The organism is Anaerolineales bacterium (genome assembly GCA_030583885.1).
Taxonomy (GTDB): domain Bacteria; phylum Chloroflexota; class Anaerolineae; order Anaerolineales; family Villigracilaceae; genus Villigracilis.
The window spans coordinates 2796868-2811356 of sequence record CP129480.1 but is presented as its reverse complement, the minus strand read 5'-3'; the positions used below and the strand labels follow the sequence as shown (position 1 = coordinate 2811356).

Here is a 14489-nt window from a genome sequence, read left to right as displayed (position 1 = left end):
CAACTGTTCGGGCTCTACTGGCGAAACGGACATGGCGATCCTGCTGCACGACGGTCTGCTACGACCTACCCGACATCGATCTGCCATGTCCGCTTTTCATGATACTACCCGACGTGTGGGAGTCTGCGCGATTTATGAGCATTTTTCTGGCTTCGGGCTTTTTTTACATCTCAAAGCGAATCCACGCCCGCCCACACGCGGGTAACGCAAACCGTTAGCCCGCTTCGCGTGAAAGATAGTCAAAAGAAAAAATGAAAGACAAAGTTTCCCGCCGTGATTTTCTCAAAATAACTTTGCTTGGAATTGGAGCAGGTTTTCTTACAGCGTGCAAACGAGTTTTCAAGCCTGCAATAAATACAATTGCAACTCTCACGGCAACGCCTTCTAAAACAAATACGCCTTTACCCTCAGAAACAAAGACCCCGACATCTACTCCAACCCAAACGCCTACGCCATCAGAAGTTCCCTGTTTCCGTTTGTTATCCCCTGAAAACGGCGCGAAACTGCTCAATGTTGGCAAAACAACTTTCTCATGGGAAGCCATGCAAGGTGCAATCACTTACAAATTGGAGATTATCTTGCCGTCGAGTCAATCAGTATTTTTTGAGACAAATAATACAAGCAGAGACCAGTATATCGAAGCCTTTAGCATGGGCGGCGCATATCAGTGGAAAGTTACTGCTTTCAACGCCAACGGTAAAATTATTTGTTCTACTGAACCATTTACATTTGAAAAACCCGAATACAATCCGCCTTCACAAAATCATAACAACGGCGGACAAGATGATGGTGGCGATGATGACGGCGGAAACACGGTTGGAGGTCCAGTCGTCGGACAGGTTGTTGGCAACTAGAAGTTCATGATGGAAAAAGTTAAAATCTCTCGGCGTGATTTTCTAAAGTTAGCACTTACAAGCATTGGCGCGTTTCTTGCGTCTTGTATGCCCCGTGTTACACAAACAGTAGTACCAACCCTTACCCCAACTTCCACAAATACAAATACACCTGAACCACCTCCTACTAATACTCCGACATCCACTCCAACCCAAACGCCTACACCAACAGAAGTTCCTTGTTTTCGTTTATTGTCCCCTGAAAACGGCGCAAAACTGCCTACCGTAGGCAGAGTCACATTTTCTTGGGAAGCCATGCAAGGAGCAACAAGTTACAAGTTAGAAATCATTTTCCCGTCAATGCAATCAGTTTTTTTTGAGACAAATGACAGGAACAGAGACCAATATATTGAAGCCTTTAGCATGGGCGGCACATATCAATGGCGCGTTATCGCTTTTGATGCCAATGGTGAAGTTATTTGTTCCGCCGAATCGTTTACATTTGAAAAACCTGAGTACAATCCGCCTTCACAAAATCAAAACAACGGCGACGGTGATGATGGTGGTGGTAATGGTGACGATGGCGGAAACACGGTTGGTGGTCCAATCGTTGGACAAACAATTGGCTCAGGATGAAAAATATTCATTGCAAAAAGCGCAGGTATCAAATCTTTTGCCCATTGCGCCAGATGAAATTTGCTTAACCCGTTTACTTTGCATGGCGGCAGATTTTTCAAGCCAAGTTTGAATCAGTTCAGATAATGAATTCTCGTACAATGACCCAATCGCTCCCTTTGGCTGATGGACGTCGCAACAAAAATCCACATTTCCGCGCGGGCTGATGGTCAGGTCACTCAAATTCAAGACTGGACAAAAATTCACCCCGCCCCGTGTATGAAGTGCGCTGGAAGTTTTGAGTTTAACAGGCGCTTTTGACCTTATTGAGTTTATTTTTTGATAAAGCTCGAGAGCTTCTTCGTCACTTAATAACAGGTGTTGATTCCACGCAAAGGGTATTGTGCCCGCAAAATTAATTCCTTTTGCGCCTAAATTCGCTGCCAGTTCAATTAGTGACTCTAACTGCATTTTGTTTTTCTGGTTAAGACTGGTCTTTATCCAAACTTCAAAACCGTTTTCAATATATGTCTTTGCAGACGTTGTCACTTTTTCAAATGCGTCCTTCCGCCCTCGTAGTTCATCATGTATTTCGGGAGTTGCTCCGTCAATGCTCAATCCAACTGTTTTGAATTTTTTTCTATGCTTTTTCATCAAAGGCAAGTATGGTTCTGCTCGTTGCCCGTGACTGATTAGACCCCATGAGTAGCCATAATCCATAATGGTTTCAACGATATGTTCAAATTGTGGGTGTAAATGGGCTTCTCCGCCTGTCAGGTTTACATGCCGCGCACCGAAAGACATTGCTTCTGTAAGCAGTTTATTCAGCAATCCGATAGGGAAATCCGAATGCTCTCTGGGAAATCCCTGTAAGCAGTGCTGGCAATGCAAGTCACAGCGATAAGTAGTAATAAGGATAAGTTTAGTGAGCATAGGTCATACCTTTATGGTAAAGTATAGCAAAATCGGAAAGGTTCTGAAAGGCAAAACGCGGCTAACAAAGCGTGCAGCAACTGTCTTGATTGTCAAGAGCAAAAACCACTTTAAAGGGAAAAACCAGTCCGTCTCAGGCTGTCACCGTCTGCCTGAATGGGACGCGATCTCGCATCATCGCGTTCAGGATGGTTAAGAACTTTCGCATACAGGCTGTCAGCGCTACCTTCTTGACCTTGCCCCGTCTCAATAATTCCTGATACTGTGCTTTGACCATCGGGTTGTACCTCGTCGCCACCAAGGTCGACATGTACAACACACTGCGCACTTCGATCCTGCCTCCCTTCGTCTTCCGATAGCCGCGTTTCTTCCCGCTATCCGAGTTCATCGGTGCCAAGCCCACTAAAGCCGCGATCTTCTTGCGGTCCAGTTTTCCCAACTCAGGCAGTTCCGCCAGCAGGGTGGCCGCGGTTACCCGTCCCACACCCTTGGCACTGCACAGGATCTGCTCCTGTTGTTGCCAGTCTTCATGTTCTTTCATGAACCTGTCCAACTCCCCTTCCAAGCGCTTGATCTCTTCCTTCAAGACCTTGATCATCCGCTCCAACGAGCCGCGCATATCCGCATGCACCGTCCGTACACGGCTTTTTTCCGCCTTCAGCATCTCTTCCACCTGTCTGCGCCTCACCAAAAGGGCGGATACATAGCGTCCTGCCTCACTTTTGGCCTCAAACCACCTCGGTCTCACCTGTTTCCCGAACTCTGCCAGGTTGAAGGCGTCCAATTTGTCGGTCTTGGCAAGCAGCCCGCAGGCTCGCGCGTATTGTCTCACCCGCGATGGGTTGACCACTGCCACGGGCAATCCTGCCTCATACAATCCCAAGACCACGGCTCGTTGGTAGCCGCCCGTCGCTTCCACCACGATCAGTTCTGGTCCTAGCGTTTGCATTTTCTTGATCAGGCTGGCGATCCCTTTTTCATCGTTTGTGACCTGGCTTGCTTTCGTTTCCCCCAACACGGCAATGTCTAACTTCTCTTTGGCAACGGCGATCCCTACGAACTTTCCGCTACTAGTTGTCATTCCTGCCTCCGTTTTGTATAATGGAGTTGAGCCCACGCTAGTATTCGGTCTTTATGACCTTGCAACTGTTCGGGCTCTACTGGCGAAACGGACATGGCGATCCTGCTGCACGACGGTCTGCTACGACCTACCCGACATCGATCTGCCATGTCCGCTTTTCATGATACTACCCGACGTGTGGGAGTCTGCGCGATTTATGAGCATTTTTCTGGCTTCGGGCTTTTTTTACATCTCAAAGCGAATCCACGCCCGCCCACACGCGGGTAACGCAAACCGTTAGCCCGCTTCGCGTGAAAGATAGTCAAAAGAAAAAATGAAAGACAAAGTTTCCCGCCGTGATTTTCTCAAAATAACTTTGCTTGGAATTGGAGCAGGTTTTCTTACAGCGTGCAAACGAGTTTTCAAGCCTGCAATAAATACAATTGCAACTCTCACGGCAACGCCTTCTAAAACAAATACGCCTTTACCCTCAGAAACAAAGACCCCGACATCTACTCCAACCCAAACGCCTACGCCATCAGAAGTTCCCTGTTTCCGTTTGTTATCCCCTGAAAACGGGGCAAAACTTCCCGCCGTTGGAAAAATCACCTATTCATGGGAAGCCATGCCAGGAGCAACACGTTATCAAATCCAATTTACTTTCCCCAGCGGGCAGGTTGTATCGTTTGATACCGAAAACACAAACAACACTCGCTACATCGAATCATTTATTACGGGTGGAATTTATAGTTGGAAAGTCATTGCTTCCGATTCGCAAAATAATGTGATTTGCACTGTCGAGCCATTTACCTTTGAGAAACCTGCTTATGCGCCACCTCAAAATAACAATGGCGGGGATGGCGGTGGAGATACAACAGGCGGTGGGGATGCAACAGGTGGTAGCACTACTAGCGGAGGTCCAAGTCCTGGTGGCGGACCAGGTCAAAGCTAATTTTGTGTTTTTCCAAAACCAATTGAATTGCAGAAAGCGCAGGTATCAAATTTCTCTCCCATATCCCCCCCCTGCAATCTGTTCGGCACGAATACCTTGAATCTGATTTGATCGGCTCAACCATAGTTTCACAAGTTCGACCAGTGTGTAATCACACAAAGAGCCTATTCCTGAACCAAGTTCAGGTGTGTCGCAACAAAATATCATTTCGCCGAGCGGGTTGAACATCAAATCACGTAGTTGCAGTTGGTTACAAAAAGCCACCCCGCCGCGCGTATAAAGGGAACTAAGTATACGAATATGAAGGTCTGAATCTTTACTTATTCAGGTTTACTTAGATTGATTTACAATAGTCGGTATGACATGGAAACCATCATACCTAACCCGAGAACAAATGGAAGAAAGACGGCTTGAAGGTGGACGGCTGTTGAAAGCTGGAAAAATGTCAAAAGCCGAAATCTCAAGACACCTCGGAGTAAGCCGGGCCACGGTCGGCCAATGGGCCAGAATCATAGAAACAAAAGGTATGCGCGGACTCCAAAAAAGAAAAGCGGCTGGTAGCGAGCCGAAGTTGAGTAATCCACAAAAGCAAAGCTTAAAGAGGAAGCTGGAACGAGGGGCTTTGGCGAATGGATATCCAACTGATCGCTGGACATTGGACCGTGTCCAAAAATTGATCAAAAGAGAATTTGATGTCACTTATCATCCGAATTACCTCAATCGATTGTTGCGCAAACTAGGTTTCAGTCCACAAAAGCCAATGCCACAGGCTATTGAACAGGAAAAAGAGTTAGTGGAAGCTTGGTTGCTAGGAGATTGGCCAAGGATAAAAAAAGTCACATCGTCTCAAAGCAAAAATCGTATTTTGGGATGAATTTGGGTTCTCCTTTCAAGAAATATTGGCTACGACGTGGGCTCGGACTGGCAAGAGACCCGTTTTTCGACGGGTAACCAAAGATCGTCGAGCGCTATCGACAGCCGTAGCGCTGACACTTACAGGCAAGATCTACAAGAAATGTTTTGAAGGTTCGATAAAAAGCGATAACTTGATTGAGGCACTTGAACACCTCCGTAGGCAGGTACCTGGAAAAATCATCTTGATCTGGGATCGAGCCCGTATTCATCTTAGCAAGCTCACCAAAGCTTATCTCTGCCAGCATCCTGAGATCATGATTGAAGAGTTACCTGCTTACGCTCCACAGCTCAATCCGGAAGAGTATTGTCACGGAAATGTTAAACAACATCTCAGAAATGCTCGTCCAACTTCTAAAGAGGAGATTCGCTCAATGCTTGATCGTGGTTTTGCTCGCTTGCGTCGTCGACCAGACTTACTTCTTGGCTTCTTTCATGCCGCCGGTCTTTCTGTTAGGCAACTTCAGTTAACCTGAATAGCTGTGAGATATGCTGATATAGATCAAGAGATTCTTGATCACTCAAAACCAAATGAGCGTTCCACGATGTGGGTGTCGTCCCAGCAAAGTTAATTCCATGCGCGCCAATCTTATGAGCCAATTCCAGCAACGCCTCCACTTCTCCCTTATTCTTATTATTGAGACTTGTGCTAATCCTTACTTTACAGCCCAATCTCACATATTCTTTTACAGAATGGACAACTTTATCAAATGTTCCTCTACGTTGGCGGATGTTATCATGAGTTTCGGGTGTTGCGCCGTCAATACTCAAAGTAATATGTGATAACTTTTCTTTATGTTTTTCGACAACAGGTAAATATGGTTCCATTCTTTGTCCATGACTGACAAAATGCCATGTGTAGCCATAATTTACAATCTTTTCAACCATTTCTTTAAAATACGGGTGTAAATGCGGCTCCCCCCCTGTCAAGGCAACGTGCTTTGCACCAAATGGTAAGGCTTCAATGAGCAGTTTATCCAACATGTCCATAGGAAAATCGGGACGCTCTCTTGGAAAGCCACGTATGCAGTGTTCGCATTTCAAATCACAACGCAGTGTGTTGATGATGGTAAGTTGGTCTAACATAAGGTATGCCTTTATGGTAGAGTATAGCAAATGTAATTAGGTTTTGAAAGGCAAAATGCGCCTAACAAAGCGTGCAGCAACTGTCTTGATTGTCAAGAGCAAAAACCACTTTAAAGGGAAAAACCAGTCCGTCTCAGGCTGTCACCGTCTGCCTGAATGGGACGCGATCTCGCATCATCGCGTTCAGGATGGTTAAGAACTTTCGCATACAGGCTGTCAGCGCTACCTTCTTGACCTTGCCCCGTCTCAATAATTCCTGATACTGTGCTTTGACCATCGGGTTGTACCTCGTCGCCACCAAGGTCGACATGTACAACACACTGCGCACTTCGATCCTGCCTCCCTTCGTCTTCCGATAGCCGCGTTTCTTCCCGCTATCCGAGTTCATCGGTGCCAAGCCCACTAAAGCCGCGATCTTCTTGCGGTCCAGTTTTCCCAACTCAGGCAGTTCCGCCAGCAGGGTGGCCGCGGTTACCCGTCCCACACCCTTGGCACTGCACAGGATCTGCTCCTGTTGTTGCCAGTCTTCATGTTCTTTCATGAACCTGTCCAACTCCCCTTCCAAGCGCTTGATCTCTTCCTTCAAGACCTTGATCATCCGCTCCAACGAGCCGCGCATATCCGCATGCACCGTCCGTACACGGCTTTTTTCCGCCTTCAGCATCTCTTCCACCTGTCTGCGCCTCACCAAAAGGGCGGATACATAGCGTCCTGCCTCACTTTTGGCCTCAAACCACCTCGGTCTCACCTGTTTCCCGAACTCTGCCAGGTTGAAGGCGTCCAATTTGTCGGTCTTGGCAAGCAGCCCGCAGGCTCGCGCGTATTGTCTCACCCGCGATGGGTTGACCACTGCCACGGGCAATCCTGCCTCATACAATCCCAAGACCACGGCTCGTTGGTAGCCGCCCGTCGCTTCCACCACGATCAGTTCTGGTCCTAGCGTTTGCATTTTCTTGATCAGGCTGGCGATCCCTTTTTCATCGTTTGTGACCTGGCTTGCTTTCGTTTCCCCCAACACGGCAATGTCTAACTTCTCTTTGGCAACGGCGATCCCTACGAACTTTCCGCTACTAGTTGTCATTCCTGCCTCCGTTTTGTATAATGGAGTTGAGCCCACGCTAGTATTCGGTCTTTATGACCTTGCAACTGTTCGGGCTCTACTGGCGAAACGGACATGGCGATCCTGCTGCACGACGGTCTGCTACGACCTACCCGACATCGATCTGCCATGTCCGCTTTTCATGATACTAGCCGACAAGTGGGATTCTGCGGCTTTTTCGAGCATTTTTCTGGCTTCGGGTTTATTTTGCTCTCAAGCAGAATCTCAGCCCGCCCTTTAGTAAAGAAAAGGAGCAAGCATGATGAATACAAAATCGTCAAATTGGATAACGCGCTATCAAATCTTGCTGTTCTTTCTGCTAACTTTGGCAATATCTTGGACAATTTGGATTCCCGCTACAATCGCCAAATTACATGGGGAAACCACTGTATTGGCTCCTGAAGGGCTTGTTGGCGGAATAGGACGTTGGACGCCAGGATTAGTCGCAATACTATTATCCTTTCTGGTCTTAGGGAAAATTGGCATCGGCAAGTTGTTTCAAGCGATAAAAATCTGGCGAGTGGGATTATTTTGGTATATCTTCGCACTATTCTTCCAAATGGTCATTTTCTATTTGGGAAAGGCTCTTGACATACTGCTTGGCAGTTCCTATGAAGTAATATCTCCTCTAAATTCTGTATATGGCTCTCAAGCAGCCTTCATGGCTCCCATCGTAATTTTATTCGCATTTCCAGGCGCATTTGCCGAAGAACTAGGGTGGCGCGGTTACGTGCTGCCAAGATTGCAGAATAATCTGAATGCCTTGCTGAGTAGTATTGTCGTTGGTATTTTCTGGGGCGCTTGGCATATCCCCCTGCTGATCTATTTTGGCGATTTAGGAGCAAACGATTTTGCTGGATATTTGTTGGCAGTGGTGAATTTTATTCCAGTTGCAATCCTCTACACATGGATCTACAACAATACAAAAGGAAGTTTATTGCTTGTAACACTTTTTCATATTGGACAACAATTATCTAACAACCTGCTTGGTACATTGCCAACCTATTCAGATGATATTTTGATGTGGATTGTCGCTTTAGTCATTATTGGTATTGAAGGCATAGGGAGTCTTTCTCGCCGATTGCCGAAACAACAAGAAGCGGGCTAACAAAGCGTGCACCTGACGCTGGGGGATGGCAAGCGCCAATGCGCTTGCTCTGGGCGACGCTCGCTGGAGGCTCGCTCGCCCGATCTGCGCGATTTACAGGCATTTTTCTGTCTTCGAGTTTTTCCTGCTCCCAATCCTTGTCCACGCCCGCCCAGCGCCATCGTCCCCATTGGGGGAGGTTGTGCGATCCCGATGGCCTGATGTTTGAGATCATCCAGCGCTGGTTTTCAAATTTATCCTGGTGGAATTTGGCAGGCAATCCACCCAATTGTTGAAATGGAGCAAGGCATGTCCTCCCATCAGGTATCCAATTCACTGAAACGGTGGTTCGTGGTTCATTTCGTTGCCGATATCGCCTTTGCGATCCCGCTCTTTCTTTTCCCGCAGGCCTTCCTTGAACTTTTGGATTGGCGGTCGATAGACCCGTTTGCGTCAAGGCTGGTGGCAGCAGCGCTCTTCGGCATCGGCATAGAGTCCCTTTTGGGCAGGAACGCCGGCGTGGCGACTTATCGAAATATGCTCGACCTGAAGATCATCTGGTCCGCTGCTGCGACGATCGGCATCCTGCTTTCGATCATCCAGAGTGGCGCTCCCATTCTTGCCGTGGAGTGGCTGCTCCTGTTTACCTTTCTCTCTTTTCACACGGTCTGGGTTTATTACCGGGTTGTGGTTGGCAGGCTATTGTTTCGATAGCATAACGAGCATCCCTGTGTGGTTTAATTGGGGGATGTGGAGATCGATCTTTCGCCCCGTTTCCGTCATTCTCCTTCTTGTTTCCTGCGGAGGTCCTGTGAACACACCTGTTCCATCAAAGCAACCCATCCGTTATCTTGCCCTCGGCGATTCCTACACCATCGGCGAAAGCGTCCCTGAAAACGAGCGCTGGCCCAATCAATTGGCCGAGTTGTTGCAATCTTCCCCCCGCCCCGGGGAAATTGAGGGGGGTATTCAAGTGACCATCATCGCACGCACCGGCTGGACCACCGCCGAGCTCTGGCAGGGTATACAGGCGCAGGAGATCAGCCCGCCTTATGATATGGTTTCGTTGTTGATCGGCGTCAATAACCAGTATCGCGGAAATGACATTGATGAGTACCGCGGGCAATTCCGCTTTTTGCTCGAAAAAGCCATCGAATACGCGGGCGAGGATGCCGGGCGTGTCTTTGTCCTGTCCATTCCCGATTGGGGCGTCACGCCATTCGCAGACGGCCGGGATCGTGAAAAGGTCGCAGAGGAGATCGATGCGTTCAATGCCGTTAATCTTGAAGAATCCCTAAAAGCCGGCGTTTCCTATGCGGACGTCACTCCCGTTTCGCGCGAGGCCGTCCATGATCCCTCGCTGATCGCGGGCGATGGCCTGCATCCCTCCGGGAAGATGTACGCCGAGTGGGCAAAACTGGCGCTGCCGGTTGCGTTGAAGATACTGGAGTAAAATCAAAGAAAAACAAGACCCTAAGGTTTACAAAACCTTTAGGGTCTGCTCTGGAGAAGCCATGCCCAAGATCACAGCCATCAATCATGTTGCCGTCGTCGTGGACGATATGGAAAAATCCCTTGCCTTCTGGCGCGATGCCATGGGAATTGAACTCCACGAGCTGCGCGATGTCCCCGCTGAAAAATCGCAGGTGGCTTTTTTGCCCCTCGCCGGCACAGAGGTGGAACTGGTCATGCCGACCGCCGACGATTCTGGCATTGCCAAATACCTTGCCAAACGCGGACCCGGCATGCATCACATCTGCCTCGAAGTGGACGATATTGAGGGAATGATGTCCCAATTGAAGACGAAAAGCATCAGGCTCATCAATGAAGAGGCGCGCACTGCGGCGGATGGAAAAAAATATGCCTTCATCCATCCTGAATCCACGGGCGGGGTGCTGGTCGAGCTATATCAAATTTCCTGAAGTAAATAATGGAAACGCCAGAGCGCATTGAAGAGATCCTGAGAAACGAATGCGGCCTTGTCAAGGATCGCCCGGTCGTTGCCGGGGTTTCCGGGGGGAGCGATAGTCTTTGCCTGATGGAAACCCTGCGTCAGGCGGGGTTTCCCGTTATTGTTGCGTATTTCGACCACCAACTGCGCCCCGAATCAAGCCTGGATGGGCACATGGTGGAGAAGACCGCCGCGCGGCTGCTGCTGCCCTTCATCGGTGACGGTGCGGATGTGAGCGGCTATGCGGACGAGAAAAAAATGTCCATCGAAGAGGCCGCGCGCAGCCTGCGTTATCGTTTTCTGTTCGACCTTGCCCGCCGGCATACTGCCCAGGCTGTGGCGGTCGGTCACACGGCCGACGATCAGGTCGAGACCGTGCTGATGCACTTCCTGCGCGGAAGCGGCATGGCCGGGTTAAAAGGCATGTCCCATCGCTCGATCATCAAAACATTCGATCCTGAAATCCCGCTTGTGCGTCCGTTACTGGATCTTTGGCGTGAGGAAACCGCTGCGTATTGTGCGCTCAAAGGCTTGCACCCGCATCATGATTCCAGTAACGACTCGCTCGATTTTCGGCGCAACCGCATTCGCCATCTCCTGATCCCCGATCTTGAAAGGTATAACCCGCAATTCCGCGAGGCGGTTTTACGCATGTCCCATTCGCTGAAAGGCGATTACACCTTCATGATGGAGATAGTGGGGAACGCCTGGGAGAGGCTGGTGGTCACCTTGGATGAAAAAACCGTAACTTTTAACTCCGACCTGCTCTCCAAAAGCCCGCTCGGACTCCAGCGCAACCTGGTCAGACAAGCCATGCAGCTGCTTCGCCCCGGCGTGGACATCAGCTTTGCCGTCCTTGAGCGTGCCACACGTGTGATCAATTCAAGCGTCCCTTCCGCGCGCACGGATCTAAAGGAGGGCTTGCAGATGTTTCGCGAGTCCAGCCTTGTGTACATTTGCACGCTGGATGCGGAGTTCCCGTTTGACCTTTGGCCCCAAATGCCGCAGGGTAAACACCTTGTCCTCTCACTGCCGGGCGAGGTCTGCCTGGCTGGCGGGTGGAAGTTTACCTGCGAACGCTGGCCTCTGCCTGCCCTGGCGTGGGAGCAGGCGAAACGGAATGATGACCCATTCCAGGTCTGGCTGGATGCGGAAGGTCTGCCCGAGTCATTCGAACTGCGCACACGCCGTCCGGGCGATCTGTTTGCGCCGCTGGGGATGGACGGGCATTTTCAAAAAATTTCAGATTTCTTTATTAATGAGAAGCTGCCCCAACGGGCGCGCGAACGCTGGCCTCTCGTATGCGCCGGGGAGCAGACTGTCTGGGTGCCTGGCCATCGTCCCGCGCATCCCCATCGCTTGACTGAATCAACACGGAGCGTCATCCATTTTTCAGTGACACGTCCGCCGTAGAAAGCGTCATCAGATGAAAATCCCCGCCAATTATTGGCGGGGATTTTTTATTTTATTTCACCGTTCAACTGCCGTAATTTAATGAACAGTTCGCGCCATTGGATTTTTGATACGCCGAGCTTCTGGCGGATCTTATCCGCTTCGACCCCTGATTGATAATCGCGCAGGGCGCATGTCCAGCGGCACATGTCGAAGGACAGGTGTTTGGCCAGGCCGGCCTCCTCGGCAATATCCTCGAGCAGGTATTCGAGCCTGCGCGGAGACCACGGGAAGAGCTGGTCCACAGGCTGGTATTGGGCGAGATATTCCTTGTAGGCCGTGATCCAGTCTTCATTCAGTTCTATTTTGCGTTCCTTGTAACGGTTGGCGGGACTTGGATAACGAATGAAAAGGTACGGACCATTCCTTGCGTCAAGGTCAATATGGTTGATGTGAATGCCGAGGCACTCGCTTTTTTTGATGGCGGTGGTAAGCAGAAGGTATACGAGTGTGTAGGGGCGTGCATCCGCTTTCTTTTCGCGGCGGTGCCGGTCTGCGGCGAGCAGGACAGCTTCGAATTCATTATCCTTAAGCACCTGGGGAAGCGGACTGACCGCGGATCGTTGCAGGACTTTTTCGGCAGGGTTTATCGTCAACGTGCCATGCTGGTGCAGCCAGCGGAAAAATGACTTTACAGAGGTGATACGTCGCGCCAGAGTTTTGGAGCTGCACGGGATGTCGCGTTCCTTTTCCATCCAGGTGAAGAAGCGGTTGAGGTCCTCCGTGGTGAGCGTGCCGATGGTCTGGTCCGGGGGGACGAATTGATTGAGAAGGTTGACGTCAGAGAGGAAGGCTTTAACCGTGTTTGGGGAACGTCCCTGATCGCGAAGGAACATTTCCCAGCCGTTTATGGCAGCAGGGAGCATTGCCTTCGCGGTGATATGAGCAGAATCAGATGTTTTTGCCATCAGTTTGTCCTCGCCGAATAGCGCATAGTCCTTTCGTATAGTTTAACGAAACTCAGGGGTGTTGTCAACCGGGAATTGGAAGTTAATGAGAGAGGTCCTGCGGTTGGAAGCAGGGTTCATAATCCGCGCCAAGGATGACACGGTATTGCACCGGGCTGTTTGCGTCGGGGAGGGAAAGCACGTTTGCCGAATACAAGCCCAGGGTTGCGATGAGCGTTTGCCGTTGGGTAGAGTCCTGCCCTGGGGTCAAATCCACGATGATGGAGTTTACATAGTCACGGCGGTCGGCCGCTGCGGTTGTCGTTTGATAGCCGGCGTAATTTAAGCGTGAGGCGGCCAGCGCCTCGAGGGTGTCGAACCTCGCGCCGTTTTGCACTTCGACCGTGATGGTTTGGCGGACAACCGCATACGACGAAAGTGTGGTTGCCTCCATGAGCATTTGATTGAGTTCCGCTTCACTGGGTAACAACACGGCCGCGCCGCCGGGCGTGGTCCACGAGCTGACATAGGGCGGGCGGATGTAGTAGCCGCGAATGTTTGCGTTGCTGAAATTAAGCGCATATGGTGCCATGCGCAGCATGTCCGCGAGGCCGAGGTCGGTGATGACGGTACTGGCAAAGTCGTTGTAAAGCTGTGGGATTTTGGTAAAGGTCCCGGTTTGCAGGGCTTTTTGGAAGATCGTCCGCAGTACTTCCTGTTGGCGGCGCCCACGGTCGAAGTCGCTGGACCTTAAGCGGGAGCGGGCGTACCATAATGCAAGGTCGCCGTCCATATACACCTGACCGGGTCCGACAGTGTAAAGCCACCAGTTATTTTCGTTGGTAGGGTCAAGGGACGGGTCTTTCAAGCGCCAGTCTGTGAAGGCGCAGGAGACGGGAAGGTCCACGCCGCCGAGGGTGTCCACAATGCGGCGGAAGCCGTCGAATTCAAGCATGGCAACATGGTCAATACGGATGCCAAGATTGTGCAGGATCGTATCTTTTAATAAGCCTGATCCGCCGCCGGGATAGCGGCCCGACTCGCCACTTTGATAGGCGGTATTGATGCGCTGCATGCCCACGCTGGGGATGTAGATCCAAAGATCGCGCGGGATCGAAATGAGCGAGACCTGTCCCTGCTTGTGCCAGACGATCGCGATGACAAGAGTGTCGGTGCGATGGGACGTCCCCGTTGGGCGCCTGTCTGAACCGATAAGCAGAAAGTTGATGGTCTCGTTGTCTGTAAGTGGCGGCAGGGAGGTGGGGTTGACCCCGAACGATTCTGCAGGTGGCGCAGCCAGGGTGGGAAAGAGTTGATCGAAACTGATGGTGGCTGTCGGCTCGACGGGCGGCGGGGATGTGGGTGACGGCGTTTCGGTCGGGTACACCAGCAGCGGTCCGGGCTGCATGTCAAAGGAATAGAGAGGTGGCAGCGTCGGCGTGAAGAGGGATGGTTGGAACGGCGTGGCCGTGGCGGTTGCATTCGGCGCGGAGGTGATCAGGATAAAAGGCAAAGGTGCCTGTTCGGCTGCCGGAGAGGCGGCCCCGCATGCGGACAGAAGAAAGGCAAGGACCAAGATAAGCGAATAACGGGAAGGGGATGTCATCGATTTTGGTTATGGA

The 14489-nt window shown here is 50.6% G+C and carries 16 protein-coding genes; 10 read left to right on the top strand and 6 right to left on the bottom strand.

Translation table 11 applies throughout. From position 1 onward, the window contains the following. Nucleotides 1-251: 251 nt before the first annotated feature. Together QY332_13970 and QY332_13965 are read left to right on the top strand one after the other, a co-directional pair. Complete coding sequence (locus QY332_13970) at nucleotides 252-854, top strand: hypothetical protein (GenBank protein ID WKZ34723.1); 603 nt, start codon at nucleotides 252-254, stop codon at nucleotides 852-854. Between the two features lie 6 nt (nucleotides 855-860). Beyond that, the gene (locus QY332_13965; GenBank protein ID WKZ34722.1) at nucleotides 861-1469 is read left to right on the top strand and encodes a hypothetical protein; all 609 of its coding nucleotides are present in this window, start codon (nucleotides 861-863) and stop codon (nucleotides 1467-1469) included. Here QY332_13965 and QY332_13960 read toward each other — a convergent pair. Then, nucleotides 1461-2381 (bottom strand): radical SAM protein, encoded by a 921-nt coding sequence (locus QY332_13960; GenBank protein WKZ34721.1) that lies wholly within the window; start codon nucleotides 2379-2381, stop codon nucleotides 1461-1463. The two genes, QY332_13965 and QY332_13960, sit on opposite strands and share 9 nt — an antisense overlap. A 133-nt stretch (nucleotides 2382-2514) precedes the next feature. After that, nucleotides 2515-3462, bottom strand: coding sequence for an IS110 family transposase (locus QY332_13955; protein ID WKZ34720.1), 948 nt, complete (start codon nucleotides 3460-3462; stop codon nucleotides 2515-2517). A gap of 313 nt (nucleotides 3463-3775) precedes the next feature. On the opposite strand from QY332_13955, the gene QY332_13950 reads away from it, so the two are divergent. From QY332_13950 to QY332_13940, 3 genes are all read left to right on the top strand, one after another. Continuing rightward, nucleotides 3776-4393: a hypothetical protein gene (locus QY332_13950; GenBank protein WKZ34719.1), complete on the top strand. Its 618-nt coding sequence runs from the start codon at nucleotides 3776-3778 to the stop codon at nucleotides 4391-4393. 394 nt (nucleotides 4394-4787) lie between these two features. After that, nucleotides 4788-5267 carry a winged helix-turn-helix domain-containing protein gene (locus tag QY332_13945; protein ID WKZ34718.1) on the top strand — a complete coding sequence of 160 codons (480 nt, stop codon included), beginning with the start codon at nucleotides 4788-4790 and terminating at the stop codon, nucleotides 5265-5267. A gap of 25 nt (nucleotides 5268-5292) precedes the next feature. After that, nucleotides 5293-5781 (top strand): transposase, encoded by a 489-nt coding sequence (locus QY332_13940; GenBank protein WKZ34717.1) that lies wholly within the window; start codon nucleotides 5293-5295, stop codon nucleotides 5779-5781. On the opposite strand, the gene QY332_13935 is transcribed toward QY332_13940, so the two are convergent. Together QY332_13935 and QY332_13930 are read right to left on the bottom strand one after the other, a co-directional pair. Then, entirely contained in the window at nucleotides 5759-6391 is a 633-nt protein-coding gene (locus tag QY332_13935; protein WKZ34716.1) for a radical SAM protein, read from the bottom strand. The two genes, QY332_13940 and QY332_13935, sit on opposite strands and share 23 nt — an antisense overlap. Before the next feature lie 133 nt (nucleotides 6392-6524). After that, a complete protein-coding gene (locus QY332_13930) occupies nucleotides 6525-7472 on the bottom strand; it encodes an IS110 family transposase (GenBank protein ID WKZ34715.1) in 948 nt (315 codons plus the stop codon). Nucleotides 7473-7749: 277 nt separating this feature from the next. Here QY332_13930 and QY332_13925 point away from each other — a divergent pair, with 277 nt between their 5' ends. The 5 genes from QY332_13925 (at nucleotide 7750) to tilS (ending at nucleotide 11941) form a co-directional block, all read left to right on the top strand. After that, nucleotides 7750-8598, top strand: a complete 849-nt coding sequence (locus tag QY332_13925; GenBank protein WKZ34714.1) for a type II CAAX endopeptidase family protein — start codon at nucleotides 7750-7752, stop codon at nucleotides 8596-8598. A 288-nt stretch (nucleotides 8599-8886) separates the two neighbouring features. Continuing rightward, a complete protein-coding gene (locus tag QY332_13920; protein WKZ34713.1) occupies nucleotides 8887-9291 on the top strand; it encodes a hypothetical protein in 405 nt (134 codons plus the stop codon). 97 nt (nucleotides 9292-9388) lie between these two features. After that, entirely contained in the window at nucleotides 9389-10030 is a 642-nt protein-coding gene (locus tag QY332_13915) for an SGNH/GDSL hydrolase family protein (protein WKZ34712.1), read from the top strand. 61 nt (nucleotides 10031-10091) lie between these two features. Further along, nucleotides 10092-10499, top strand: coding sequence for a methylmalonyl-CoA epimerase (gene mce, locus QY332_13910; protein WKZ34711.1), 408 nt, complete (start codon nucleotides 10092-10094; stop codon nucleotides 10497-10499). 8 nt (nucleotides 10500-10507) lie between these two features. Continuing rightward, nucleotides 10508-11941 carry a tRNA lysidine(34) synthetase TilS gene (gene tilS / locus QY332_13905; protein WKZ34710.1) on the top strand — a complete coding sequence of 478 codons (1434 nt, stop codon included), beginning with the start codon at nucleotides 10508-10510 and terminating at the stop codon, nucleotides 11939-11941. 47 nt (nucleotides 11942-11988) lie between these two features. On the opposite strand, the gene QY332_13900 is transcribed toward tilS, so the two are convergent. Beyond that, nucleotides 11989-12888, bottom strand: coding sequence for a site-specific integrase (locus QY332_13900; protein ID WKZ34709.1), 900 nt, complete (start codon nucleotides 12886-12888; stop codon nucleotides 11989-11991). An 82-nt stretch (nucleotides 12889-12970) separates the two neighbouring features. Continuing rightward, nucleotides 12971-14473, bottom strand: coding sequence for an LCP family protein (locus QY332_13895; protein ID WKZ34708.1), 1503 nt, complete (start codon nucleotides 14471-14473; stop codon nucleotides 12971-12973). Between the last annotated feature and the right edge of the window lie 16 nt (nucleotides 14474-14489).